Origin of the sequence: Burkholderia vietnamiensis LMG 10929 (assembly GCF_000959445.1) — a bacterium.
Taxonomy (GTDB): domain Bacteria; phylum Pseudomonadota; class Gammaproteobacteria; order Burkholderiales; family Burkholderiaceae; genus Burkholderia; species Burkholderia vietnamiensis.
Genome location: NZ_CP009632.1, coordinates 253,503 through 275,732, shown reverse-complemented (window position 1 = coordinate 275,732; position 22,230 = coordinate 253,503). Strand labels below are relative to the sequence as shown.

Annotated in this window: 25 protein-coding genes and 1 pseudogene; 7 read left to right on the top strand and 19 right to left on the bottom strand. The window is 70.3% G+C overall.

Going from position 1 to position 22,230, the window contains the following annotated elements; all coding sequences use genetic code 11:
- Positions 1–27: 27 nt before the first annotated feature.
- The 5 genes from AK36_RS26125 to AK36_RS26100 form a co-directional block, all read right to left on the bottom strand.
- Entirely contained in the window at positions 28–252 is a 225-nt protein-coding gene (locus tag AK36_RS26125; RefSeq protein ID WP_045579571.1) for a hypothetical protein, read from the bottom strand.
- A gap of 276 nt (positions 253–528) precedes the next feature.
- Entirely contained in the window at positions 529–867 is a 339-nt protein-coding gene (locus tag AK36_RS26115) for a DUF1488 family protein (RefSeq protein ID WP_045579569.1), read from the bottom strand.
- Between the two features lie 3 nt (positions 868–870).
- Positions 871–1,419, bottom strand: a complete 549-nt coding sequence (locus AK36_RS26110; protein WP_014725703.1) for a type 1 glutamine amidotransferase domain-containing protein — start codon at positions 1,417–1,419, stop codon at positions 871–873.
- 235 nt (positions 1,420–1,654) lie between these two features.
- Entirely contained in the window at positions 1,655–2,020 is a 366-nt protein-coding gene (locus AK36_RS26105; RefSeq protein WP_011879884.1) for a DUF3022 domain-containing protein, read from the bottom strand.
- Between the two features lie 103 nt (positions 2,021–2,123).
- A complete protein-coding gene (locus AK36_RS26100) occupies positions 2,124–2,696 on the bottom strand; it encodes a hypothetical protein (protein ID WP_059862325.1) in 573 nt (190 codons plus the stop codon).
- Positions 2,697–2,836: 140 nt separating this feature from the next.
- Between AK36_RS26100 and AK36_RS26095 the strand changes: the two genes are divergently transcribed.
- Positions 2,837–3,187 (top strand): DUF3175 domain-containing protein, encoded by a 351-nt coding sequence (locus tag AK36_RS26095; RefSeq protein ID WP_011879883.1) that lies wholly within the window; start codon positions 2,837–2,839, stop codon positions 3,185–3,187.
- A gap of 37 nt (positions 3,188–3,224) precedes the next feature.
- Positions 3,225–4,547, top strand: coding sequence for a cation:proton antiporter (locus tag AK36_RS26090; protein WP_011879882.1), 1,323 nt, complete (start codon positions 3,225–3,227; stop codon positions 4,545–4,547).
- Between the two features lie 5 nt (positions 4,548–4,552).
- On the opposite strand, the gene ligD is transcribed toward AK36_RS26090, so the two are convergent.
- The 11 genes and pseudogenes from ligD to AK36_RS26035 form a co-directional block, all read right to left on the bottom strand.
- On the bottom strand, positions 4,553–7,540 hold the full coding sequence (gene ligD, locus AK36_RS26085; protein WP_045579568.1) for a DNA ligase D: 2,988 nt from the start codon (positions 7,538–7,540) through the stop codon (positions 4,553–4,555).
- A 33-nt stretch (positions 7,541–7,573) separates the two neighbouring features.
- Positions 7,574–8,644: a non-homologous end joining protein Ku gene (gene ku / locus AK36_RS26080; protein ID WP_045579567.1), complete on the bottom strand. Its 1,071-nt coding sequence runs from the start codon at positions 8,642–8,644 to the stop codon at positions 7,574–7,576.
- 59 nt (positions 8,645–8,703) lie between these two features.
- On the bottom strand, positions 8,704–10,806 hold the full coding sequence (gene katE, locus AK36_RS26075) for a catalase HPII (protein ID WP_045579566.1): 2,103 nt from the start codon (positions 10,804–10,806) through the stop codon (positions 8,704–8,706).
- A 147-nt stretch (positions 10,807–10,953) separates the two neighbouring features.
- Positions 10,954–11,340: a DUF3022 domain-containing protein gene (locus AK36_RS26070; protein WP_011879878.1), complete on the bottom strand. Its 387-nt coding sequence runs from the start codon at positions 11,338–11,340 to the stop codon at positions 10,954–10,956.
- Complete coding sequence (locus tag AK36_RS26065; RefSeq protein ID WP_006498332.1) at positions 11,337–11,498, bottom strand: DUF1328 family protein; 162 nt, start codon at positions 11,496–11,498, stop codon at positions 11,337–11,339. Before AK36_RS26065 ends, AK36_RS26070 begins: the two co-directional genes overlap by 4 nt.
- Positions 11,499–11,542: 44 nt before the next feature.
- A complete protein-coding gene (locus tag AK36_RS26060) occupies positions 11,543–11,731 on the bottom strand; it encodes a DUF3008 family protein (protein ID WP_011879877.1) in 189 nt (62 codons plus the stop codon).
- Positions 11,732–11,801: 70 nt separating this feature from the next.
- A complete protein-coding gene (locus tag AK36_RS26055) occupies positions 11,802–13,235 on the bottom strand; it encodes an RNA polymerase factor sigma-54 (protein ID WP_011879876.1) in 1,434 nt (477 codons plus the stop codon).
- Between the two features lie 612 nt (positions 13,236–13,847).
- Positions 13,848–14,102 carry a hypothetical protein gene (locus tag AK36_RS26050; protein WP_045579565.1) on the bottom strand — a complete coding sequence of 85 codons (255 nt, stop codon included), beginning with the start codon at positions 14,100–14,102 and terminating at the stop codon, positions 13,848–13,850.
- A gap of 51 nt (positions 14,103–14,153) precedes the next feature.
- The gene (locus AK36_RS26045) at positions 14,154–14,465 is read right to left on the bottom strand and encodes a hypothetical protein (protein ID WP_045579564.1); all 312 of its coding nucleotides are present in this window, start codon (positions 14,463–14,465) and stop codon (positions 14,154–14,156) included.
- A gap of 40 nt (positions 14,466–14,505) precedes the next feature.
- Positions 14,506–14,700 (bottom strand): annotated as a pseudogene (locus AK36_RS34435) (hypothetical protein); the annotation flags it as partial.
- A 234-nt stretch (positions 14,701–14,934) separates the two neighbouring features.
- Positions 14,935–15,237 (bottom strand): hypothetical protein, encoded by a 303-nt coding sequence (locus AK36_RS26035; RefSeq protein ID WP_011879873.1) that lies wholly within the window; start codon positions 15,235–15,237, stop codon positions 14,935–14,937.
- Between the two features lie 168 nt (positions 15,238–15,405).
- On the opposite strand from AK36_RS26035, the gene AK36_RS26030 reads away from it, so the two are divergent.
- From AK36_RS26030 to AK36_RS26010, 5 genes are all read left to right on the top strand, one after another.
- A complete protein-coding gene (locus tag AK36_RS26030; protein WP_011879872.1) occupies positions 15,406–15,660 on the top strand; it encodes a hypothetical protein in 255 nt (84 codons plus the stop codon).
- 66 nt (positions 15,661–15,726) lie between these two features.
- Complete coding sequence (locus tag AK36_RS26025) at positions 15,727–16,158, top strand: CBS domain-containing protein (RefSeq protein WP_011879871.1); 432 nt, start codon at positions 15,727–15,729, stop codon at positions 16,156–16,158.
- A gap of 88 nt (positions 16,159–16,246) precedes the next feature.
- Positions 16,247–16,729 carry a PRC-barrel domain-containing protein gene (locus tag AK36_RS26020; protein ID WP_011879870.1) on the top strand — a complete coding sequence of 161 codons (483 nt, stop codon included), beginning with the start codon at positions 16,247–16,249 and terminating at the stop codon, positions 16,727–16,729.
- Positions 16,730–16,955: 226 nt separating this feature from the next.
- A complete protein-coding gene (gene tcuC, locus AK36_RS26015; protein WP_011879869.1) occupies positions 16,956–18,251 on the top strand; it encodes an MFS transporter in 1,296 nt (431 codons plus the stop codon).
- A gap of 64 nt (positions 18,252–18,315) precedes the next feature.
- Positions 18,316–19,098, top strand: coding sequence for a substrate-binding domain-containing protein (locus tag AK36_RS26010; RefSeq protein ID WP_011879868.1), 783 nt, complete (start codon positions 18,316–18,318; stop codon positions 19,096–19,098).
- A 93-nt stretch (positions 19,099–19,191) separates the two neighbouring features.
- Here the strand turns inward: AK36_RS26010 and dctA are convergent, their stop codons facing one another.
- The 3 genes from dctA to AK36_RS25995 form a co-directional block, all read right to left on the bottom strand.
- Positions 19,192–20,484: a C4-dicarboxylate transporter DctA gene (dctA, locus tag AK36_RS26005; protein ID WP_080938797.1), complete on the bottom strand. Its 1,293-nt coding sequence runs from the start codon at positions 20,482–20,484 to the stop codon at positions 19,192–19,194.
- 70 nt (positions 20,485–20,554) lie between these two features.
- Positions 20,555–21,478, bottom strand: coding sequence for a LysR family transcriptional regulator (locus AK36_RS26000; RefSeq protein WP_011879866.1), 924 nt, complete (start codon positions 21,476–21,478; stop codon positions 20,555–20,557).
- Positions 21,479–21,674: 196 nt separating this feature from the next.
- Positions 21,675–22,124: a response regulator gene (locus AK36_RS25995; protein WP_011879865.1), complete on the bottom strand. Its 450-nt coding sequence runs from the start codon at positions 22,122–22,124 to the stop codon at positions 21,675–21,677.
- Positions 22,125–22,230: the final 106 nt, after the last annotated feature.

Here is a 22,230-nt window from a genome sequence, read left to right as displayed (position 1 = left end):
GCGGGCCGGCGGCGCGCGGCGCGCGGGTTACAGCTCGAAGCCGTCGACCCGCCGGTCGTCGTGCCGCTGCACGCTCCGGACCATCGTCAAGCCGCCGGCGGTCAAGGCAGGACGGTGTGCGCCCGACCCGTCGGGCTGCAACTCGATCAGTTCCCGTTCCATCAACGCGACGACGTCGTCGCGGTCGAGCTCGATCTGTTCCGGTGCGCGATGCACCAGGAACAGTGCAGCGAATTCGTGTGCGGTCAGCATGTTTGATTTCCCCCGTGGACGGCTTCATACGGTGCGGCGCGTGCCTCATGGCGTCGGCGCGGGCGCGCAGGCGCGCGCCGCAGCTACAGGGACATGCAGGGATCGTGCCAACCGCGATGATGCGCGAGAACGGCGCACAGCGCGCGTGCGGCGTGGTCTGTCGCTACGGGCGGCGCGCGCCCCGGTGCAAAGTTTTCAACGCCATGTAATGCCGCGGGACAACGGCCGACGGTTTCACCGCCACGCCGGCCGTCGCCGCGCGGTGCAGCGCGTGGCTCACGACCGACGCGCGCGCTCGAGGCCCGCGCGCGCGGCCTCGCCCACGACCGTCTCGCGCACGCGGAAATAGCCGCTGTGCAGCTCGACGACGCCTTCGCCGTTCGCCAGCAGCTCGGCGCAGGCCGCCTGGATCCGCGCGCGGCCACGCTCGAACGCGTCGCGCAAGTCGGCTTCCAGCGCGGAGCGTGCGCCGAAATGGTCTTCCAGCGCTTCCACGCTGATCGCTGCCGTCTGCGGCTTGCCGTCGACGTCGATCACGAAGCGCAAATGCAGCGCCGCGCCGTCGAATTCAGGCGGCGCATCGGTCAGCGTCACGCGGCGCTCGGAGGAAGCCATCGCTCAGGCTCCCCGCGCGGCGAGGCACTGCACCAGCGCGCCGTTGAACGCGGGCAGGTCGTCGGGCTTGCGGCTCGTGATCAGATTGCCGTCACGCACGACTTCCTGATCGACCCACTTGCCGCCCGCGTTGCGGATGTCGTCCTGCAGGCTCGGCCAGCTCGTCATCGTGCGGCCGTTGACGAGCCCGGACGAGACCAGCAGCCAGCCGCCGTGGCAGATCGCCGCGATCGGCTTGCCGCCGCCGACGGCCGCGGTCACGAATTCGCGCGCGGCCGGCAGCATGCGGATCGCGTCGCCGTTCACGACGCCGCCCGGCAGCACCACCGCGTCGTAATCGCCTTCGCGCACGTCGTCGAACGTGCGATCGACCTTCACGCGCTCGCCCTTGTCGACGTGCCGGAAGCCCTGGATCTCGCCGGCTTGCTGCGAGATCACGTCGACCTGCGCGCCTTCGGCCTTCAGCGCGCGCAGCGGTTCGACCAGTTCGGCTTCCTCGAAGCCATCGACGGCGAGGATCGCCACCTTGCATTGGTCCAGCTTGTTGCTCATGGATCGCTCCCTGTCGTGTTACCGCGTTGCGGCACCCATCGTGCCGTGCAGCTTGCGCAGCAATCGTCATGCCGGTCGCTCGCCCAAGCGACGCTGATCGCGGTGCCGCTGCGCGTGCTCTGCAAACATTGCAACGCGGTGTAACGCGCGCTACGGCCGGCCGGCGACGCATCGACATGCGAGGCCGGCCAGGTGTCGCGCGTGTCGCACGTGTCGCGAGTATCGCGTTACCGGGTTACTGCAAATGGCGCGCCACGTCGAGCATCGCGTCGGTGAGCTCGACCGTCAGCGTCATCTCGTCGCCGGTGTCGGGCAACGTCTCGAGCGTCGCCTGCACGCTGTCGTGCAGCATCGCGTGAACGCGCAAGCGCGCAGCTTCGTCGAGGTTCGCGTAGCGCTCCATCGTGTCGCAGTCGAGCGCGAGCATGACCGAGTGCCGGGCGGCAATCGGCGACGCGTTGGGCGCCGACGCCCAGGCCGCATGGAACATGATCCTGCCGGTTTCAACGTCGAGATGCACCGTCGTGTCGAGATCGTCGGTATCGATGTCGTCCGCGTCGAGGTCGTTGGGGTCGAACGAGCTCCAATGATTCGAGTGCATGATGTCCTCCTGCGTGGCGGCGGCGCGCCGGCTGCGCGGCCGGCCCCGCCATCGCGCCGCGCCGGCTGCGCCGACGCGACACCGTGGTCGTCAAATGAGCGCGTCAATACCCGCTGGAGCCCGCGCTCCCCGTGCCGCCCGCACCGCCGCCGCCCGAGCCGGTCGCGCCCGACGAGCGGCCGGCGCCTGCACCGGCTCCGGTGCCGGCCTGACCCGCGCCCACGCCGCCCATCCCCGCACTGCCGCCGCCCGTCGCGCCGGCCCCGGCGCCCGTGCCGGCGCTGCCGCCGCCGTTTGCGCCGGCGCCGTTGCCCATACCGCCGCTTCCTCCGCTACCACCGCTACCACCGCTGCCACCGCTACCACCGCTACCACCATTACCGGCCGCGCTCGGGCCGCCCGGCTTGGTCCGTACATGCGGCCGCGCGTGCGAACGTTTGCCGCGTGCGTCGTTCATGCGCGTCGCAGGCGGCGGCGCGGCCGTGTTGCCGTTCGACATGCCGCTGCCGCCGTCCTGCGCCGACGTATCGGGCGGCGACAGAATCGGCGCGCCGGTGCCGTGGTCCGCGCGCTGCGAGTTCTGCGCCCACGCGGCCGGCGCGGCGGCGACGAGCGCGACGGCTGCGCACGCGACCAGACGGCGCGCGGCAGATTTCGATTCGGATGCTGACTTCATGGTGCGTTCTCCCTCAATGGAACCGCTGTCGTGGAACGTTCATGCGCAGACGAATCAGCAAGGCCCGTGCCGTCGTCGTCGGCCGGCACGCCACTTGCGGCCCCGCGTCCGTTCATCCGATCCCTTACGGAGTCGCCGCCATGCCTTCCGCTTCACCGCCGCACGGCAAACGCGCGTCGCGCCGCCCCGGCCGCGCGCGCAGCAACGGTCCGCAGCACCGCAACCGCTGGTCTGCCGACGTGATGCAAAAAAGTGACGCCCTCGACCTCGAGCCGCACATCTTCCAGTCCGACGATCCGGCCGAGATCGCCGCGTCGCTGAAGCGCTCGGCCGAGCACAGCCGCCGCCGCAAGGCGACACCGTTCCAGTCGGCGATGTCGATGCTGAACTTCTATGTGAACCGCGCGGGCCGCAACCTGCCGAAAACCCGTCGCGCGACGCTCGAGCGCGCGAAGCGGAAACTGCGCGAGGCGTTCGGCCGCAAGCCGTGACCGTACGCCTTTTCCCTCTCCCACTACTCGTTTTCGCATGCATGAAACCCTCTGGTATCTGATCGTCGGTGCGGTGTTGATGGGCATGGGCGTCGCGACCTCGGCGCTGCGCCATCTGCCCTGCAGCAGCGCGATGATCTATCTCGCGCTCGGCATCGCGCTCGGCCCGGCCGGCGCGGGGCTGCTCCATCTCGACATCGAACGCGACGCGGCGCTGCTGCGCGAAATCGTCGAGATCGCGCTGCTGGTGTCGCTGTTCGCGATCGGCTTGCGGCTGCGCGTGCCGCTGTCCGACAAGCTGTGGCTGGTGCCGTGCCGCCTCGGCCTGCTCGCGATGATCGTCACGGTGCCGCTGCTGGCCGGCTGCGCGATGCTCGCGCTCGGGCTCGGCTGGGGTCCCGCGCTGCTGCTCGCGGCGATCCTCGCGCCGACCGACCCCGTGCTCGCGCACGACGTGCAGGTGCACGATCCGGGCGACCGCGACCTCGTGCGCTTCGCACTGTCCGGCGAAGGCGGGATGAACGACGGGATCGCGCTGCCGTTCGCGCTCGCGGGGCTCGCGCTGTGCGGCGCGGCCGAGATGCCGCACGGGCAGCCGGCGCTGTCGGGAACGTTCCTGCTGGCCGCGCTGTGGGGCACCGCGGGCGCGGCCGCGATCGGCGGCGTGCTCGGCGCCAGCGCGACGCGCGCGATCGGCTGGCTGCGCACGCGCTATGCGCAGGCGCTCGGCTTCGAGGGCTTCTTCGCGCTGGCGCTGATCGTGCTGTCGTTCGGCGCAGCGCAGCTCGCCCAGACCTTCGGCTTCATCGCGACCTTCGCGGCGGGCGTCGCGATGCGCCGCGTCGAGTACCGCGCGAGCGGCGGCCGGCGGCCGCGCGAAGTGATCGGCCGGATCGACTCCGAAGATGTGGTCGCGACCGAAAAGCATCCGGAGAAGGTGCATGCGTTCATGACCGAATCGGTGCTCGATTTCACGATCGAACTCGAACGGATCGCCGAAGCGGTCGTGATGACGATGATCGGCAGCGTGCTCGGCACGCTGACGGCGCCGCTCGTCACGTGGGGCGCGGCCGCGCTCGCGGCGCTGCTGTTTTTCGCCGTGCGCCCGCTCGCGGTGTCGCTCACGCTCGCCGGCTCACGCGCGACGCCGGCGCAGCGGCGGCTGATGGCATGGTTCGGGATCCGCGGAATCGGCTCTTTCTACTATCTGCTGTTCGCGCTCGAGCACGGACCATCGAGCGCCGTGCGTCCGCTCGCGGCGCCGGTGCTGGCGGTCGTGTCCGCGTCGGTGATCGCGCACGGCATCTCCGCGACGCCGCTGATGGACTGGTATTACCGGCTGCAGCAGCGTCGCCGCTGAACGCGTCACGCCCCGTCGAGCCGCGCGCGCATCTGCGCGGTAATGCGCTGGCGCGTGTCGTCGTAGCCTTCCCACGGGTCGCGCTTCAAGCGCTCGAGGCGCTCGTGCAGCGTGTCGATGGTCCACTGCGCGCCGCCCGTCGTGTCGGGCACCTCGTCCCAGTGCAGCGGCACCGATACGCCCAGCCCCGGCCGTGCGCGCACCGAGTAGGCGGCGATCGTGCTCGCGCCGCGACCGTTGCGCAGGTAGTCGATGAAGATCTTGCCGCGCCGGTGCCGCGGCCCCATCGTCGCGGTGAAGCGCTCGGGCAGCGCGCCCGCGACGTGCTGCGCGAGCGCGCGCGAGAACGCCTTCACGTCGTCCCAGCCCATGTGCCGCGTGATCGGCACGACGACGTGCAGCCCCTTGCCGCCGCTCGTCTTGCAGAACGAGCGCAGGCCGAGCTCGTCGAGCAGCCCGCGCACCAGCTGCGCGGCCTCGATCATCGCGCTCCACGGCAGCGCCGGATCGGGATCGAGGTCGAACACGATGCGATCGGGCCGCTCGATGTTCGATGCATGCGCGTTCCACGTATGCAATTCGATCGTGCCCATCTGGGCCGCGCCGAGCAGCGCATCGACGCTGTCGAGCGACAGCAGCGCCCCATGCCCGGGATCGAGCCCGGGGTGCTGCGTGACGAACGGAATCTCGCGGCGCTCGGCGTGCTTCTGGAAGAACAGCTCGCCGGTGATGTCGCCCGGTGCGCGCACGAGCGACACGGGCCGCCCTTTCAGGTCGGGCAGCAGCCACGGCGCCACCCATTGCCAGTAGCGTGCGAGATCGATCTTGCGCGTGCCGCTCGTCGGGTCCAGCACGCGCTCGGGATGCGTGATGCGCACGCGGCCGGACAGCTCCGCGTCGCCGTCCTCACGTGCGTTGCGCGCGGACGCGCTCGCGCGCGCGTTTGGCTTGCGCTTGCCCGTATCGTCGGCGGCGCGCGACGCGCGCTTGCGTTCATGGCCCGCGTCGGGCGTGCTCTGCTGTCGCTCCATCGCTCCCTCCGTTTCCATATGCTTCGGCATTTCTCGGACGATCTGCGTCGCCGGCTTGTCGTCGCGCAACGCGATGAACGCGGCCTGCCGCACGATGCCGTCGCCGGTCCATTCCGCGAATTCGCATTCGGCGACGAGCGTCGGCTCAACCCAGTGCGCGCGCGTGCGCGTGCGTTCGCGCGGCGCCGGCTCGAACGGCGTCGTGTCGCGCTCGTGCCGGCGCAGCAGCGCGGCGAGCCGGTCGAGCGCGCGCGCGTCGAAGCCGGTGCCGACGCGGCCGACGTAGCGCAGCGGCGCGGCCGCGCGCGAGCGCTTGCCGGCCGGCGGCGCGTCGTGCACGCCGAGCAGCAGCGCGCCGAAGCCGTGGCGGCTGCCCGACGGCTCGGTGTAGCCGCCGATCACGAATTCCTGCCGGCGCCGGCATTTGAGCTTGATCCAGGCCGCCGACCGTCCGCCGCGATAGCGCGATTCCGCCCGCTTGCCGATCAGCCCTTCGAGGCCGGTGTCGCAGGCGCTCGCGATCAGCGATGCGACGTCGTCGCCGAGATCGGGGGAAAAGCGCAGCCGGGTCGGGTCGCTGTCGGCGACGAGCGGCTCGAGCAGCGCGCGGCGCGCGGCCAGCGGCGCATCGCGCAGGTCGTAACCGTCGAGATACGGCAGGTCGAAGACGAACAGCGTGACGTCGTCCGACTGCCCGGCGCCGAACGCGTTCTGCAACGCCTGGAAGTCGGGCAGGCCGTTCGCGCCGAGCACGACGGCCTCGCCGTCGAGCCACGCGTCGTCGACGGGCAGCGCCGCGAGCGCATCGCGCTGCGCGCGCAGCTTCGCGGTCCAGTCGCGGCCTTCGCGCGTCATCAGCTTCACGTGGCGACGCGCGCCCTTGCCGGCGATGCGCGCGAGGATCCGGTAGCCGTCGAATTTCAGCTCGTAGCGCCAGTCTGCGTCGGCGGGCGGCGCGTCGACCAGCGTCGCCAGTTGCGGCGCGATGCGCTCGGGCAGCGGCGCGCGCACCGCGCCTTCGACGGTGGAGGGATCGCGGTCGCCGGCGGATGCGCGGTCGGGAGTACGCGTACGGCGAGGGGTGCGGTCGGCGTCGCCGGCGCCGGTGCGAGCTCGGACGCGGGCGGCGCCGGGGTCGCTTGCGGCAGCACCGTCGCGGGCCGCGGCGCGGTCGCCATCGCGAACGTGCGCGCGGGCGGTGGCGCGATCGCGGTCATCGGCGCGCTCGGCGGCTCGTGCCGCGCGCTCGCCGCTTCGCGCGGCGCGCTTGCCGGTCTGCGTGGCGCGCTTGCCGCCGCCCCCCGCGCGCGCCGTCGCATCGTGCGAGTCCGCGCCCGCGCCGCCTGTCGCCGACGACGCCCCGCCCTCACCGTCGTGCACGCTGCCCGGCCGCTCGCCGACCACGTCGAATTCATCGGCGCTGCGCGCCGCTTCGTCGCGCTCCTTGATCAGCAGCCACTGCTCCTGGCGTCCCTCCTGCCGCCCGCTGCGCACCAGCGCCCAGCCGCCGTGCAGCTTCTCGCCATCGAGCCGGAACGTCAGCTTGCCCGCGCGATAGCCGCTGCGCGCGCCCGCGACGCCGCCGTCGGGCGTCCACGTGCCTTCGTCCCACACGACGACCGACCCGGCGCCGTAGTGGCCGGCCGGAATCTGCCCTTCGAACGACGCGTATTCGACCGGATGATCCTCGACGTGCACGGCCAGACGCTTCACCGACGGATCGAAGCTCGGCCCCTTCGGCACCGCCCATGACTTCAGCGTGCCGTCGAGTTCGAGCCGGAAGTCGTAGTGCAGCCGCCGCGCATGATGTTCCTGGATCACGAAGCGCAACGGCCGGCGCGGGGCCGCACGCCCATCGGGCTGCGGCTGCGGCTTCGCGCGCCGCCGCGCGCCCGCGCCGGCGGGTTCGGGCGTCGCGTCGAAATGGCGTTTGCGGCGATACGGATCGAGCTTGCCTGCCATCGCGTCACCTCGCGTGAACTGGATCGCGCACCGTCAGGCCGCGTGCTTGCGACGCGCGGCGGTCTTCTTCGTCGCATGCTCGGCCGCCGACGCGCGCTTCGCGGCCGGCCGCTTCGCCGCGGGCTTCTCGGCTGACTTCTCGGCTGACTTCTCGGCTGACTTCTCGGCTGACTTCGCGGCCGCGCCCTTCGACGCCGATTTCGCGGCGGGCTTGCGCCGGGCGCCGCCGCGCGGCGCGGCGTCCGCCCCATCCGCTTCGCCGTCGTCCTCCGCATCGCGCGCGCTCGCGGCGCGGCCGCCGCCGCCACCGCCGCCGCGCAAGCTGCGCTTGAGCAGCTCGGTCAGATCGACGACGTTGGTCGCCGTGCGGCCGGTCTCGGCCGGACGCTCCTCGATCTCCTCGATCTTGCCCGCGCGCACCTTGCGCTCCACCATCTCGAGGATGTCGTCGCGCAACGTGTCGTGATACTCGTCGGGCGTCCACTTGCCCGACATGTCGTCGATCAGCTTCTTCGCCATCTCGAACTCGCGTGCGGTCACGCCGGCGCGCTTGGCGTCGTCGGCCGGCACCGACAGCTCGTCGAGCGGACGCAGCTCGTCCTGCCAGCGCAGCGTATCGAGCGCGAGCAGCGGGCCGACCGGAATCAGCGCGCCCAGATGCTGGCGATCGCGCATCACGACCAGCGCGATGCCGATCTTGCCGCTGTCCTTCAGCGCATCGCGCAGCAACGCGTAGACCTTTTCGCCCTTGCGGTCCGGCACGAGGTAGTACGGCGTGTCGAGATAGAGGAACGACACGGCGTCCTCGTCGACGAAGGTCAGGATATCGACGGTCTGCGTCGATTCCGGATTCGCTGAGCGGATCTCGTCGTCGGTCAGCACCACGTAGCGCTCCTTCTCGTACTCGTAGCCGCGCACGATGTCGTCGCGCGTGACCTCCTTGCCGGTGCGCTTGTTGATCTGCCGGTAGCCGACCGGGTCCATCGAGCGCCTGTCGAGCATCCGGAACGACGGCTTGACGGTGCGCGTCGCCGGGAACAGTTGCACGGGCACGTGCACCAGCCCGAAGCTGATCGCGCCTTTCCATATCATCCGCGGTGGCATCCCTGTTCCTCCTTGCCGCAGGCGCGCCCGTCTGCGCGAGCCGGGCGCGCGGTGCGGCGCTACGCCGGCAGCTCGGCCGCCTGCTGCTCGCGCGCCCAGACGCGGTGCCGGCCAAGCTCGCCGGAAAACGCGCCGAGCACCGCGTCGAGATCGGCCACGTGGCCGACGCACACGCCTTCGGCCGGGTCCGGCAAATGCGCGGCGCTCAACAGCTGACGGCCCGAGCCGACCGCCGCGATCGGCTTCAGGTGCTTGAACGCCTCGCGCACGAAGTGGCACGCCTCGGCGTTGTGCGCGAGTTCGCGGCCGTCGCCGCCGCAGACGAACACCGCGTCGAACATCACCGACGGCATCCCCGCGAGCGTCGCCTGCGGCACGATGCTGCCGATCGGCGCGAGCGTCGGCGCGACGACGGTCGGCACCGCGCCCGCCGCCGCCAGCGTGCTGCGCACCTGGTCGACCAGCGCCTGACTCACGCCCGGCGTCGCGACCAGCGCGATCTTGCGCGAGCGGATCGTCGGCTTCGCGCGGCCGACGAGGCTCAACGACGGCGCGAGGCGCGCGACGGCCGGCGTCGTCGCCGTCTGCGGCGCGGGCAAGCCGAGCCGCTCGGCCACTTCCGCGGCAAGCCCCGCGTCGAATCGCGCGATGATCTCGTTCACGACACGCGCGCGAATCTCCGGCTTCGTCACCTTGCCGAGCTCGAAGCAATACGCATCGCGGATGTGCCGCTGCTCGATGTCGGTCATGCTCTGGTAGAACAGCGCGGCCTGCGAGAAATGGTCGGCGAACGATTCGCTGCGCACGCGCACCTTGGTGCCTTCGAGCGGCTCGGGCACCGTCTCGAAGCCGCCGCCGGCAGGCGCCGGCGGCGTCTCGCGCGGCCAGCCGCCGTTCAGCGAATTCGGCTCGTACGACGCCTGACCGACCGCAATGGTCTGCCGGTGCATCGCGTCGCGCTGATTGTTCGCGAACGGGCACAGCGGCCGGTTGATCGGCAGCTCGTGAAAATTCGGACCGCCGAGCCGGCTCAGCTGCGTGTCGGTGTACGAGAACAGCCGCCCCTGCAGCAGCGGGTCGTTGGTGAAGTCGATGCCCGGCACCACATGGCCGGGATGAAACGCGACCTGTTCGGTTTCGGCGAAGAAGTTGTCCGGGTTGCGGTTCAGCGTCATGCGGCCGATCGGCTTCACCGGCACGAGCTCCTCGGGCACCAGCTTGGTCGGGTCGAGCAGGTCGAAGTCGAATTTGCGCGCGTCGGCCGGGTCGATCAGCTGCACGCCCAGTTCGAATTCCGGATAGTCGCCGCGCTCGATCGCCATCCACAGATCGCGGCGGTTGAAGTCCGGGTCGTGGCCGGCGATGCGCTGCGCCTCGTCCCACAACAGCGAATACGCGCCGCTCACCGGCCGCCAGTGGAATTTCACGAAATGCTCGGCGCCGGCCGCGTTGACGAACCGGAACGTGTGCACGCCGAAGCCGTCCATCGCGCGATAGCTCGCCGGTAGCGCGCGGTCGGACATCAGCCACAGCACCATGTGCGTGGTCTCGGGCACGAGCGACACGAAATCCCAGAACGTGTCATGCGCGGACGCGCCGGTCGGCATCTCGTTCGGCGCCTCCGGCTTCACCGCGTGCACGAAGTCCGGGAACTTGATCGCGTCCTGGATGAAGAACACCGGCATGTTGTTGCCGACCAGATCGTAGTTGCCTTCCTCGGTATAGAACTTCACCGCGAAGCCGCGCACGTCGCGCACGGTGTCTGCCGAGCCGCGCGGGCCCTGCACGGTCGAGAAGCGCACGTAGACCGGCGTCTCGGCCGCCGGGTCCTGCAGGAACGCCGCCTTCGTGTAGTCGGCCATCGACTCGTAGACGCGAAACACGCCGTGCGCGGCCGACCCGCGCGCATGCACGACACGCTCGGGGATCCGCTCGTGATCGAAGTGCGTGATCTTCTCGCGCATGATGAAGTCTTCGAGCAGCGACGGGCCGCGCGCGCCGGCGCGCAACGTGTTCTGGTTGTCGGCGATGCGCACGCCCTGGTTGGTGCGCAACGCCTCGCCGTCAGGGTGCTTACGGTGCTCGTCGAGCTGACGCGCCTTCGCGCTGTCGGATTGCGGTGCGGCGGAAGGCTGGCTGCCGGATGGAGCGGAGTTCGTCATGCAGGCATCCTCGTATCGATTCGGTCAGGAGCGGCGACGTGCACGCGACGGCGCGGCGCGTGTCGCGGCTACGGAAAACGGCCCGCGCCGGGGCGGCGCGAGCCGGCGCGGCCGCGCGCGATGGCGCGGCGGACCACGGGTGCGGCGTCAGGGCGCGCGCAATGCGTCGTCGAGTTCGGCGCGCGTCACGTCCACCGCGACGCGGCATTCGATCTCGGCATCCTCGACGCGCGGCTTCTCCTCGTCCACCGCGCGGCGAGCGAGGTCGCACACGTGCGTGCGCACGCGCAGCCGGTCGGCCGTGCCGAGCGACGCGTAACGCGCGAGCACGTCGGGCGCGAAGCTGAGGTCGACCACGCAGCGCCACTGGCGTGCGCGCTCGTCGGCCGGCACGCGCACCCACGACACCTGGATCGTCAGCCGGCCCGACGCGTCGTCCGCGTGGACGACGAGGGTCGACTGCGACGGAAACCCGTTCGCGAGCGCATGTTCGAGTTCGGCGATGCGCTGCGAACGGTCGGGCGCGTCCGTCATCTACGCACGACGCCCAGCAGCAGCGTGACCAGGAAGATCACGACGAAGATGTAGAACAGGATCTTCGCGATCTCGGCCGCACCGGCCGCAATGCCGCCGAAGCCGAACACGGCGGCGATGATCGCGATGACGAAGAAGATGATGGCGTATCGAAGCATGAATTCCTCCTGGTTGACGGTGACCGGCGGCGCGCTCGCCGCGATCAAGAATCGTGCTTGTGCTTGGGTTTGCCGTGGGTCGGCGTCGAGGCCATTTTCTCGAGCTCCTTCTCGCTCATCGATTTGGCCATCGACTTCGACGGCGGCTTCAGGTCCTTCATTTTCGTGTCGCCGCGCTTGGCCGACAGGGCGGCCCCCGCGGCGCGCTGCTGTGCCTGGGATTTGGCTGGCATCGCTTGCCTCCTTTCGGTGACGCGCGCGGTGGCCGCGGCTCGCGGGCCGCGCGCAGTTCGAACGGTATCGTCATGCGGCGTCGCGCCGGCGCATCTCGGCCGGCGGAATCTTCATCGCCTGGCGATACTTGGTCACGGTACGGCGCGCAAGAAGAATGCCGCGCCCCGCGAGGTTCTGCGCGAGCGCGACGTCCGACAGCGGATCGGTGTGGCGCTCGGCCGCGATCATGTCGCGGATCAGCACCTTCGCGGCCGATGCCGAGCACACGCCCTTGCCGGCTGCCTCGAGCTTGCGCGGGAAGAAATGCTTGAACTCGAAGGTGCCGTGCGGCGTGGCCATGTACTTGTTGCCCGTCGCGCGCGACACGGTCGATTCGTGCAGATCGAGCTCCTCGGCGATGTCGCGCAGCACGAGCGGCTTCATCGCGATCTCGCCGTAGCGGAAGAAGTCGCGCTGCCGCGCGACGATGCATTCGCCGACACGCTGGATCGTGTCGAAGCGCTTCTGCACGTTGCGGATCAGCCAGCGCGCTTCCTGCAGCTGCTGGCCGAGCGGCGAATCGCGCTCGCCGCTCGACTGCGCGAACAACGTCGCGTAACGCTCGTGCAGACGCGCGCGCGGCAGCACGGCCGGGTTGATCGTGACGATCCATTCGTCGCGCACCTGACGCACGATCACGTCCGGCACCACGTAGTCGCCGCGCGTGCTGCCGTAGTGATTGCCGGGGCGCGGATCGAGCCCGCGCACGAGCGCGCAGGCGGCTTGCAGCGTCTGCTGGTTGCAGCCGACGCGCCGCTGGATCTCCGCCGTTTCCCGGCGCGCGAGCCGTTCGAGGTGGTCGCGCGCAATCGCCTTCGCTTCAGCGAGCGCCGGCGTGCCGGCCGGGATCGCGTCGAGCTGCAGCAGCAGGCATTCGGACAGCGAGCGCGCGGCGATGCCGGGCCGATCGAGCATCTGCACGAGCCGCAACGCGACGGCCAGATCCTGCTCGGACACCAGCAGCGCCGGATCGGCGGCGCCCAGCAGATCACCGAGTTCCTGCCGCAGGTAGCCGTCTTCGTCCAGCGCGTCGATCACGATGCGCGCCGCCTCGCGATCGCGCCGGTTCAGCGGATAGAGCCGCAGCGCGTCGTGCAGATGCTGATGCAGCGACGGCTCGGCGGCCATCCATTCGCCCGGCGACAGATCGCCGCCATCCTCGCCCTGGCGGCCCGTGCCGCGCATCGTCGGGGCCGCCGTGTACGACACGTCGCCGTCCGGCGCGCGCACGTCGTCGCGCTCGGCCGCGGTGTCCTGCGGGGCTGCCTCGGCGGTATGTTCGGGTGGATCGGCCGGCGCCTCGTCGTCGCTCTGGCCATCTTCGAGAAACGGATTCGAGTCGAGCGCCTGCCGCAATTCCTGCTGGAATTCCAGCGAAGACAACTGCAGCAGACGAAGCGACTGCTGAAGCCTCGGCGTGAGGGCCAGGTGCTGTCGCATCTGGAGCGCAAGCGTGACTGACATCGATGTCCTCCTGACGGTGTGTGGAATTCGTATGCGGGGGATCGATGCAGCTTCCGTGCCAGTACGGCAAAGCGCCGTCCGGCGCGGCTCTCAAGGGTTCGTACCCTGGCGCGGGCGGCGCGTGAGACCGCTTTTTTACAAGCGGCGGGAAGTTCGGGGGCGCGTCGTCGGGGCGCGCGGCACGGCGGTTGCGGGGGCGGGAGGCGCGAGGATTTTGGTCGCGGCGACGGGGGCGGCGACGGGGGCGCCGAGCGCGGCGGGCGCGCGCCGAGGGCTACAGAGGCGACTGCGTGCGCTGCGCTTCTTGCGCTTCTTGCGCTTCTTGCGCTTCTTGCGCTTCTCGCGTGTCGTGCGCGGCCTGCGGGTCCGGCCCCCTCCGTGCGCCCTCCACGCGCGATGTGCCGTGTGCCGTGTGCCGTGTGCCGTGTGCCGGCTGCCGGGTGCCGGCTGCCGGCTGCCGGGTGCCGGGTGCCGGGTGGCATGTACCGGGTGCCGGGTGGCAGGTGCCGCGCGTGCGTCGTGCGTCGTGCGCCTCATGCGTCGTGCGTCTCATGCGGCGCGCGTGCCTCCTACGTCCCGCACGCTCCCACCCCGCAGCACCAACCGCTCGCCTCAGTACTGCATCGGCGGCGGCGTGCCCGGCAGCGGCGCATCGCCCTCTGCGCCGTTCGGTCCGGGCGGCGGCACGTCGGCCGGCTCGCCACCCGCCGCACCGGCCGGCAGCGTGTTGTGCGGCGACGGCCGCGTGTCGTAGCGCGTGTTCGCGTCCGGCATCGTCGTGGTCGGCCGCGGTTGCATGCATGCGCCCAGCGCGCACGCGGCGGCAAACGCAACGGCGCCCACGCGTATCGTCTGGATCGGTTTCATCGAATCCTCCGTGACAAGTCGCAGGCACCGAGCCGGCCTGAACGGTCCGGCTCAGAGCCCGTTGAAGTGGAAATCGCCCGCATACGCGGTGGGCGCGCGGCGCGCCATCATCGTGTCGAATTCGGCGGCGACGCGCGTGAGCGCGCCGCGCTGCCGCTCGACGCCGGCGTGTTCCAGCGCGGCGAACGCGTCGGCGTCGAACGTGACCGTCAGCGAGGCCGGATGGCCGTCGACGCGAAAGCCGATATGCAGCGCGCCGGCCGGCCGCTCCTCGACATGAAACGGCATCTCGCGTGCGTCGAAATGACGGCCGAGCGTCTCGGCAACGTCGCGCAACATGCCGGGTTTCACGCGGATATTCATGTGAGACCTCCATCAACGTTGTGAATTTCACCGCCCACCGCGCCCGGATCGGCGGCTCGCGGGTCGGCGGCTCGCGCTCCGGCGGCGGGTGCGCGGGCGGATCGCCCTCGGGATCCTGGTACGGTTCCGGCACGCCGGGCGGCACCTCGGTCGGCGCGGGCGGCTCGGGCTCCGGCTCGACGTCCGGCAGCGGCGGCTCGGGGCGATGCAGCTTTCGGATAAGGATCGGGTTCATAGGCAGTCGTTCATCGCGTCGTGTCGGCGCAAGCGGCGCCGATCTCCACATGGCGGCGCGCGATGTCGCGCGACCGCGCGACCATCAGGCCCGCTAAGGCCCACAACAGCCCGCAAGCGCTATGCCGCCGCGACAGGCGCGGCCCGACGGGCCGCCCGCCGCCGCGCACCGCGGCGCGGTCGCATTCCATGTCTTCCCTACACCGCGCGCTGCAATTCTTTCAACGGCATCGCGCTAGCTCTCGTACGCCGCCATCACGAGCCACAGCTCGCGGCCGTCGTCGCGCACCCGCGCGGCGAGCGCATACGCGTCGGCCGGCTCGCACGCGGTCTGCAGCGCGAACCGCGCCGGTTCGGTCGAACCGAAGGTCTCGTCGAGCGGCCGCACGTCGGCCTTGCCCTCGAACATCCGCCGCTCGGGCCGGTAGATCAGCGGCTCCCGTTTCCATGCGCTGAAGTGGCTCTTCACCGAATCGAAGCCGCCGCCGCATACGTTCACTTCGTAGCGCACTCCGGGTCGTCGTTTTGGAATGGTCATCGTGCCTCCCGCTCGATTGCGTGTGGATTGCATGTGCGTGTGTGCGTGCGGCGCGTGGCGCCGCGCGTGGTCCTCCGCCACGCAGACGGCAAATCGTGTGCCGCCGCGCGTTGCAGGCACGCCGGTTGCGCCATCGGCACGTCAACGCCAACGATACGGAGCCACGCCATGAGCGATTCGACCCGAGCCGGCATCGATACGCCGGAACAGGAGCGGCATCCCGACCCGCAGCCGCCGCTGAAGGACCAGGATCAGACCAGGACGGGCCACTCGGAGCGCCACATCGACAAGCAGCTCGAGGACACGTTCCCGGCGAGCGACCCGCCCGCGACCGGCGGCGTCACGCGCATCGACCCCGATACGCCCCCGGGCACGCATGACGACGGCCCCTGGCAGGACCCGGCCAAGCGCCGCGACGAATGACCCTGGCCGCGGCACGCCGCTTGCGGCAGCGCACGGCCCGGCCCCCAACTCGCGAGGAGGACCTCAATGCATCGCGTCAACGAAATCATGTCGCAGGACGTCGTGCGCATCGCGCCGACCGACTCGATCCGTCATGCCGCGCAACTGATGGAGCGCTACGACATCGGCGCGCTGCCGGTGTGCGACAACAACCGGCTGATCGGGATGGTCACCGACCGCGATCTCGCCGTGCGCGCGATCTCGGCGGGCAAGCCGCCGGAAACGCGCGTGCACGAAGTCGCGTCAGGCCCGATCGAATGGTGTTTCGTCGACGATTCGCTCGACGAGATCCAGCACTACATGGCCGACGCGCAGCTGCGCCGGCTGCCGGTCGTCGACCACGACAAGCGGCTGGTCGGCATGCTGTCGCTCGCGGACATCGCGACGCGCACGGCCAGCCCGGCGCGCGACGAAGTAGCCAACACGCTGGAAGGCGTGTCGCAACCGAAGCAGACGTGACGGGGCGCGTGCGCCCCGCCCGACCACCCGCGCGACCCGCAGGGCCCATCCCGGGCACGGTCGCGCCTACACAGCCAGGAGGACAACCATGCAGACTACCGACCAAGGACAAGCCCGCATCATCGGCAAGGGCGCGGCGACCGCAGCCGGCCCCGGTCCCGACGTGATGGCCGCCGACACGCTGGAAGGCAACAAGGTCTACACGACCGACGGCGACGACGTCGGCAAGATCAAGGACATCATGCTCGACGTGCGCTCGGGCCGCGTGGCGTACGCCGTGCTGTCGAGCGGCGGCCTGCTCGGCATCGGCGACAAGCTGCTCGCGATTCCGTGGAGCGCACTGACGCTCGACACCGAACGCAAGTGCTTCCTGCTGTCGGTGTCGTCCGAGCGGATCAAGAACGCGCCGGGCTTCGACAAGGATCACTGGCCGGCGATGGCCGACCCGCAATGGGCCGAGCCGCTGCACGAGTACTACGGCAGCACGCCGTACTGGAGCGCCAGCGACGAACTCGGGCTGACCGACCCGACCGAGGATCTGACCGACCCGCGCACCCGCGGCCATCACTGAAACTGACGCGTCATCCGGATTCGGCAGCAGTTGAGCCGACCTGCCCCGCAGAATGCGGGGCTTTTTTTCGTCCTGGTGTCGTCCTCGGCCCGCGCGCCGATTGATAACGAAACAACATCAATCGCTGCAAAAATCGCACTTCTCGTTTTGCCGTCTCCGGGCGAACATTGGCGAAACAACAATCGATCGCGCCCCGCGCCTTTCCCGCTTTCCTGGAGACACCCTGATGCATCCCTCGTCCAGCCCTTCGACCGGACGCTCGAAGGCCGCCGCGGTATTCCGCGTGACGGCCGGCAACTTCCTCGAGCAATTCGACTTCTTCCTGTTCGGCTTCTACGCGACGCAGATCGCCGCGGTGTTCTTTCCGGCCGCGAGCGAATTCGCGTCGCTGATGATGACCTTCGCCGTGTTCGGCGCCGGCTTCCTGATGCGTCCGCTCGGCGCGATCGTGCTCGGCGCGTACATCGACGACGTCGGCCGCCGCAAGGGCCTGATCGTCACGCTGGCGATCATGGCGAGCGGCACGATCCTGATCGCGTTCGTACCGGGTTACGCGACGATCGGCATGCTGGCTCCGGTGCTGGTGCTGGCCGGGCGGCTGCTGCAGGGCTTCTCGGCCGGAGCCGAGCTGGGCGGCGTGTCGGTCTATCTCGCCGAACTGGCCACGCCCGGCCGCAAGGGCTTCTACACGAGCTGGCAGTCGGCCAGCCAGCAGGTCGCGATCGTCGTCGCGGCCGCGCTCGGCTTCGCGCTGAATCACTGGCTCAGCACGTCGGCCATCGCCGCGTGGGGCTGGCGCGTGCCGTTCTTCGTCGGCTGCATGATCGTCCCGTTCATCTTCATGCTGCGTCGCAATCTCCAGGAAACGCAGGAGTTCACCGCGCGCCGGCATCGCCCGAGCATGAAGGAAGTGTTCGCCACGCTCGCGCGCAACTGGGGCGTCGTGATCGCCGGGATGATGCTGGTCGCGATGACCACCACGAGCTTCTACCTGATCACCGTCTACGCGCCGACCTTCGGCAAGACGGTGCTGCACCTGAGCACCGCCGACAGCCTGCTCGTGACGCTGTGCGTCGGCGTGTCGAACTTCGTGTGGCTGCCGATCGGCGGCGCGCTGTCGGACCGCATCGGCCGCCGCCCGCTGCTCGTCGGCATGACGCTGCTGGCGATCGCCACCGCGTATCCGGCGCTGTCGCTGCTCGCTCACGCGCCGTCGTTCATCAACATGCTGCTCGTGCTGCTGTGGCTGTCGTTCATGTACGGGATCTACAACGGCGCGATGGTCGTCGCGCTGACGGAAGTGATGCCGGTCGAAGTGCGCGTCGCGGGCTTCTCGCTCGCCTACAGCCTCGCCACCGCCGTGTTCGGCGGCTTCACGCCGGCGATCTCGACCGCGCTCATCCACATGACGGGCGACAAGGCCGCGCCCGGCTACTGGATGAGCCTCGCCGCGGTGTGCGCGCTGCTCGCGACCTTCGCGCTGTATCGCCGCCAGCCGGCGACGCTCACGCCCGCGCACTGACGCACTGAATTCCGCAGCCGCATCGCTACCCCGACACCGCTCGACCACGACGACCGACACGGCCATGAAAAAACTGTTCCACACCCTCTGCGCGAGCGCGCTCGTCGCCGCAGCCGCGCTCGCCACGACCGTGCAGGCGGCCGAGCTGCACGTGATGAGCTCGGGCGGCTTCACGGCCGCCTACAAGCTGCTCGGCCCGCAGTTCGAGGCGCACACCGGCAACACGCTCGACACCGCGCTCGGCCCGTCGATGGGCAAGTCGGCCGAGGCGATTCCGAACCGGCTCGCGCGCGGCGAGCCGGCCGACGCGGTGATCATGGTCGGCTACGCGCTCGACGACCTGATCCGGCAAGGCAAGGTGATCGCCGGCTCGCGCGTCGAGCTGGCCGATTCGCGCATCGGCATGGTGGTGCGCGCCGGCGCGCCGACCCCCGACATCGGCACGGCCGACGGCCTCAAGCAGGTGCTGCTGCATGCCAAATCGATCGCGTACTCGGACAGCGCGAGCGGCGTCTACATCGAGCGCGAGCTGTTCAAGAAGCTCGGCATCGAGGACCAGGTCAAATCGAAGGCGAAGATGATTCCGCGGATTCCGGTCGCCTCGGTGGTCGCGAACGGCGACTACGAAATCGGCTTCCAGCAGGTCAGCGAGCTGCTGCCCGTCAAGGGCGTGACCTACGTCGGCAAGATTCCGGAAGCGCTGCAGTCCGTCACGCGCTTCGCGGCCGGCATCCCGGTCGGCGCGCAACATCCGGCCGAAGCGAAGGCGCTGCTCGACTATCTCGCGTCGCCCGACGTACAGCCGCAAGTGAAGTCGACCGGGCTGGATTCGGTGTCCGCGCATTGAGCACGTGCGGCGGGCGCGGACACGACGCCGCGCTTCCCGCCGCTCTCCCCCCGCCTTCCCCGCCTTCCCGCCGCACTACGCGCACCAGGTGCACTACGCGCCGGCTTCGGCCTCGTCCGCGCCGGCCGTCCCCGCGCCGCTCAGCACCCGCACGAGGCGCGCACGGTCGCATGCGCCTTCCCACGACGCCACCAAGATCACCGCGCACGCGTTGCTGATCACGCTCGTCAACGCACGCGCCTCGGACATGAACCGGTCGATGCCGACCAGCAGCGCGACGCCGGCGACCGGCAGGTCGGGCATCACGACGAGCGTCGCGACGAGCGCCACGAGCCCGCTGCCCGACACGCCGGCCGCGCCCTTCGACGTGACGAGCATCACCGCCAGCAGCGCGGCGATCTGCGGCGCGGACAGCGGCACGTCGCACGCCTGCGCGATGAACAGCGCGGCGAGCGTCAGATAGATCGCGGTGCCGTCCAGGTTGAACGAATAGCCGGCCGGCAGCACGAGCCCGACCACGCCCTTGTCGCACCCGAGCGCCTCGAGCTTGACGATCAGCCGCGGCAACACGGGCTCGGTGGACGACGTCGCGAGCACGATCAGCAACTCCTCGCGGATGTAGCGCAACAGCCGCCACAGCGAGAAACCGTGCAGCCGCGCGAGCGGCGCGAGCACCAGCGCGACGAACAGCACGCAGGCGACGTAGAACGACACGATCAGCCACGCCAGCGAGCCGACCGAGCCGATGCCGAAGCGCCCGACCGTGAACGCCATCGCGCCGAACGCGCCGAGCGGCGCGAGCCGCATGATCATCGCGAGCACGCGGAACACGACCTGCGCGACGCCGTCGATCAGCGCCAGCACGGGCCGCCCGGCCTGCGGATGCGCATTCAGCGCGAAGCCGAACAGCAGCGACAGCAGCAGCACCGGCAGCACGTCGCCGTTGCGGAACGCGCCGAGCATCGTCTCGGGGATCACGTCGAGCGCGAACGCCACCAGGCCGCGCGGCGGCGCCTGCCGTGCATATGGCGCGAGGATGTTCGGATCGAGGTGATGCACGTCGACGTGCATGCCCGCGCCGGGGCGCAGCACGAACGCGGCGACGAGCCCGAACGCGAGCGCGGCCGCGGTCAGCAGATAGAACAGCGCGAGCGCGCGCACGATCGTGCGGCCGATCGCCCGGCCGTTCGCCAGCGACGTGATGCCCGACACGATCGTGCAGAACACGATCGGCGCGATCATCATCCGCACGAGCCCGACGAAGGCATCGCTGAGCGGCTTGAGCAGCGCGCCCGCGTGCGGCCAGAAATGGCCGACGCTCACGCCGAGCGCCATGGCGAGCAGGACCTGCACGTACAACGAACGAAGCGGTGTTGCGGTCGTCACGATGCGGCGCGCTCCGCCGTTGCTGCTGCGGTTGCGGACGCGTATGCAAGAACGGCAGCCGATGCGCGCATCATGCCGCCGCCTCGCTGCCGGCCGCGGCGCCGCGCCGCGCATCGAGCACCGCGCGGTGAAACGCTTCGGCGGCCGGCGTCAGCGTGCGCCCGCGCCGCTTCACGATCCCCACGCGGCGTTTGACCACCGGCTCGACGAGCGGCACGCTCGTGAGCACCGGATGGTCGCGCCCCGGCATCGCCATCGACGGCACCGCGGCCACGCCGAGCCCCGCTTCGATCAAGCCGAGCATGGTCGTCACGTGACGGGTTTCGCACACGCTCGCCGCGCGCGGCGCGACGGCGGTCAGCGCCTGATCGAGCAGCAGACGGTTGCCGGAGGTCTTGTCGACCGACACGTAGTCGTACGCATAGAGCTCGTCCCACGTCACGCGCTTCTTGCCCGCGAGCGGATGATCGCGCCGGCACGCGGCGACGAAGCGCTCCTGCAGCAGCAGCCGGAATTCGACTTCAGGCTCCTGGCTGCCCATGAAGCTCACACCGAAATCGGCCTCGCCGCTGATGACGGCGCTCAGCACCTCGTTCGCGCTCGCATCCAGCAGCTTGACGCGAATGCGCGGAAAGCGGCGATGGTAGCTGGCGATCACGTTCGGCAGGAAGTAGTAGGCGACCGACGGCACGCAGGCGATCGTCACATGGCCGAGGCGGCTCGACGACACGTCGCGGATGCCGAGCAGCGCGACGTCGAGATCGTCGAGCAGCTGCTCGGCGCTCGGCGCGAACACGCGGCCGACGGTGGTCAGCGTGACGCTGCGCGTGGTGCGCTCGAACAGCCGCACGCCGAGCGCGTCCTCCAGCTTCTCGATGCGGCGGCTCAACGCGGGCTGCGAAATGCTGATCGATTCGGCGGCCTTACGGAAGCTCCCCAGCTCCACCACCGCGCGAAACGCCTGCAAGTCGGTCAAATCGAAATTGATTCCCACGGCCCTGGTCTCCGGTTCTCGAATGCCCGGTATTGTGCATGATTCGTCCGGGCAGACCCAGCCGGGAAGATACCGGCGCGCGAGCGCGGCGGTGCGTCCGCGCGAACGATCACCCAATCGATCATGCGCGCGAGCCCGCCGCCGCGCCGCCCGGCACCGTTTTACAAGCGTCGTGTAACGTCCCGCGCCGCGCGCGTCAGCGCCGCCCGCTGCTCGCCGATTCCAGGTAGGCGAGCAGCCGGTGCGGCGTGAGCGGCTTCGCGCAGTGCGCGTCGAAGCCTGCTTCGCGCGCACGCTCGCGATCGCGCTGCGACGCGTGCGCGCTGCAGGCGACGAGCAGCATGTCGGCGGTGCGCGGGTCGGCGCGCAGCCGCGTCGCGAGCTGCAGGCCGTCGAGGCCCGGCATCGCGATGTCCAGCACGATCGCGAACGGCTGCCAGTCGCGCGCGAGCGCGCAGACGGCGAACGGATCGTCGGCGACGCGGCATTCGAAACCGCGCGCCTCCAGCAGCAGTTGCAGCGCATCGGCCGCGTCGCGGTAGTCGTCGACCACCAGCACCCGGCGCGGGCGCGGCGGGACGCTGTCGGGTGAACGCCACAGCAGCACGTCGTCGGCCGCCGGATCGTTGACGCGGGGGGTATGCATCGGGTGTCTCCATTCAGCGGATACGGCCCCCGCGCAAACTGCGCGCCCATATTGAAAGTCCCCGGCATGCCGGTTGCTGCATCGACGCGATATCGTCGATACGGGA

Bases quoted from the DNA above. Each gene is read 5' to 3' on its own strand.
- AK36_RS26125 (WP_045579571.1), bottom strand. From the start codon at position 252: ATGCTGACCGCACACGAATTCGCTGCACTGTTCCTGGTGCATCGCGCA.
- AK36_RS26115 (WP_045579569.1), bottom strand. From the start codon at position 867: ATGGCTTCCTCCGAGCGCCGCGTGACGCTGACCGATGCGCCGCCTGAA.
- AK36_RS26110 (WP_014725703.1), bottom strand. From the start codon at position 1,419: ATGAGCAACAAGCTGGACCAATGCAAGGTGGCGATCCTCGCCGTCGAT.
- AK36_RS26105 (WP_011879884.1), bottom strand. From the start codon at position 2,020: ATGCACTCGAATCATTGGAGCTCGTTCGACCCCAACGACCTCGACGCG.
- AK36_RS26100 (WP_059862325.1), bottom strand. From the start codon at position 2,696: ATGAAGTCAGCATCCGAATCGAAATCTGCCGCGCGCCGTCTGGTCGCG.
- AK36_RS26095 (WP_011879883.1), top strand. From the start codon at position 2,837: ATGCCTTCCGCTTCACCGCCGCACGGCAAACGCGCGTCGCGCCGCCCC.
- AK36_RS26090 (WP_011879882.1), top strand. From the start codon at position 3,225: ATGCATGAAACCCTCTGGTATCTGATCGTCGGTGCGGTGTTGATGGGC.
- ligD (WP_045579568.1), bottom strand. From the start codon at position 7,540: ATGGCAGGCAAGCTCGATCCGTATCGCCGCAAACGCCATTTCGACGCG.
- ku (WP_045579567.1), bottom strand. From the start codon at position 8,644: ATGCCACCGCGGATGATATGGAAAGGCGCGATCAGCTTCGGGCTGGTG.
- katE (WP_045579566.1), bottom strand. From the start codon at position 10,806: ATGACGAACTCCGCTCCATCCGGCAGCCAGCCTTCCGCCGCACCGCAA.
- AK36_RS26070 (WP_011879878.1), bottom strand. From the start codon at position 11,340: ATGACGGACGCGCCCGACCGTTCGCAGCGCATCGCCGAACTCGAACAT.
- AK36_RS26065 (WP_006498332.1), bottom strand. From the start codon at position 11,498: ATGCTTCGATACGCCATCATCTTCTTCGTCATCGCGATCATCGCCGCC.
- AK36_RS26060 (WP_011879877.1), bottom strand. From the start codon at position 11,731: ATGCCAGCCAAATCCCAGGCACAGCAGCGCGCCGCGGGGGCCGCCCTG.
- AK36_RS26055 (WP_011879876.1), bottom strand. From the start codon at position 13,235: ATGTCAGTCACGCTTGCGCTCCAGATGCGACAGCACCTGGCCCTCACG.
- AK36_RS26050 (WP_045579565.1), bottom strand. From the start codon at position 14,102: ATGAAACCGATCCAGACGATACGCGTGGGCGCCGTTGCGTTTGCCGCC.
- AK36_RS26045 (WP_045579564.1), bottom strand. From the start codon at position 14,465: ATGAATATCCGCGTGAAACCCGGCATGTTGCGCGACGTTGCCGAGACG.
- AK36_RS26035 (WP_011879873.1), bottom strand. From the start codon at position 15,237: ATGACCATTCCAAAACGACGACCCGGAGTGCGCTACGAAGTGAACGTA.
- AK36_RS26030 (WP_011879872.1), top strand. From the start codon at position 15,406: ATGAGCGATTCGACCCGAGCCGGCATCGATACGCCGGAACAGGAGCGG.
- AK36_RS26025 (WP_011879871.1), top strand. From the start codon at position 15,727: ATGCATCGCGTCAACGAAATCATGTCGCAGGACGTCGTGCGCATCGCG.
- AK36_RS26020 (WP_011879870.1), top strand. From the start codon at position 16,247: ATGCAGACTACCGACCAAGGACAAGCCCGCATCATCGGCAAGGGCGCG.
- tcuC (WP_011879869.1), top strand. From the start codon at position 16,956: ATGCATCCCTCGTCCAGCCCTTCGACCGGACGCTCGAAGGCCGCCGCG.
- AK36_RS26010 (WP_011879868.1), top strand. From the start codon at position 18,316: ATGAAAAAACTGTTCCACACCCTCTGCGCGAGCGCGCTCGTCGCCGCA.
- AK36_RS25995 (WP_011879865.1), bottom strand. From the start codon at position 22,124: ATGCATACCCCCCGCGTCAACGATCCGGCGGCCGACGACGTGCTGCTG.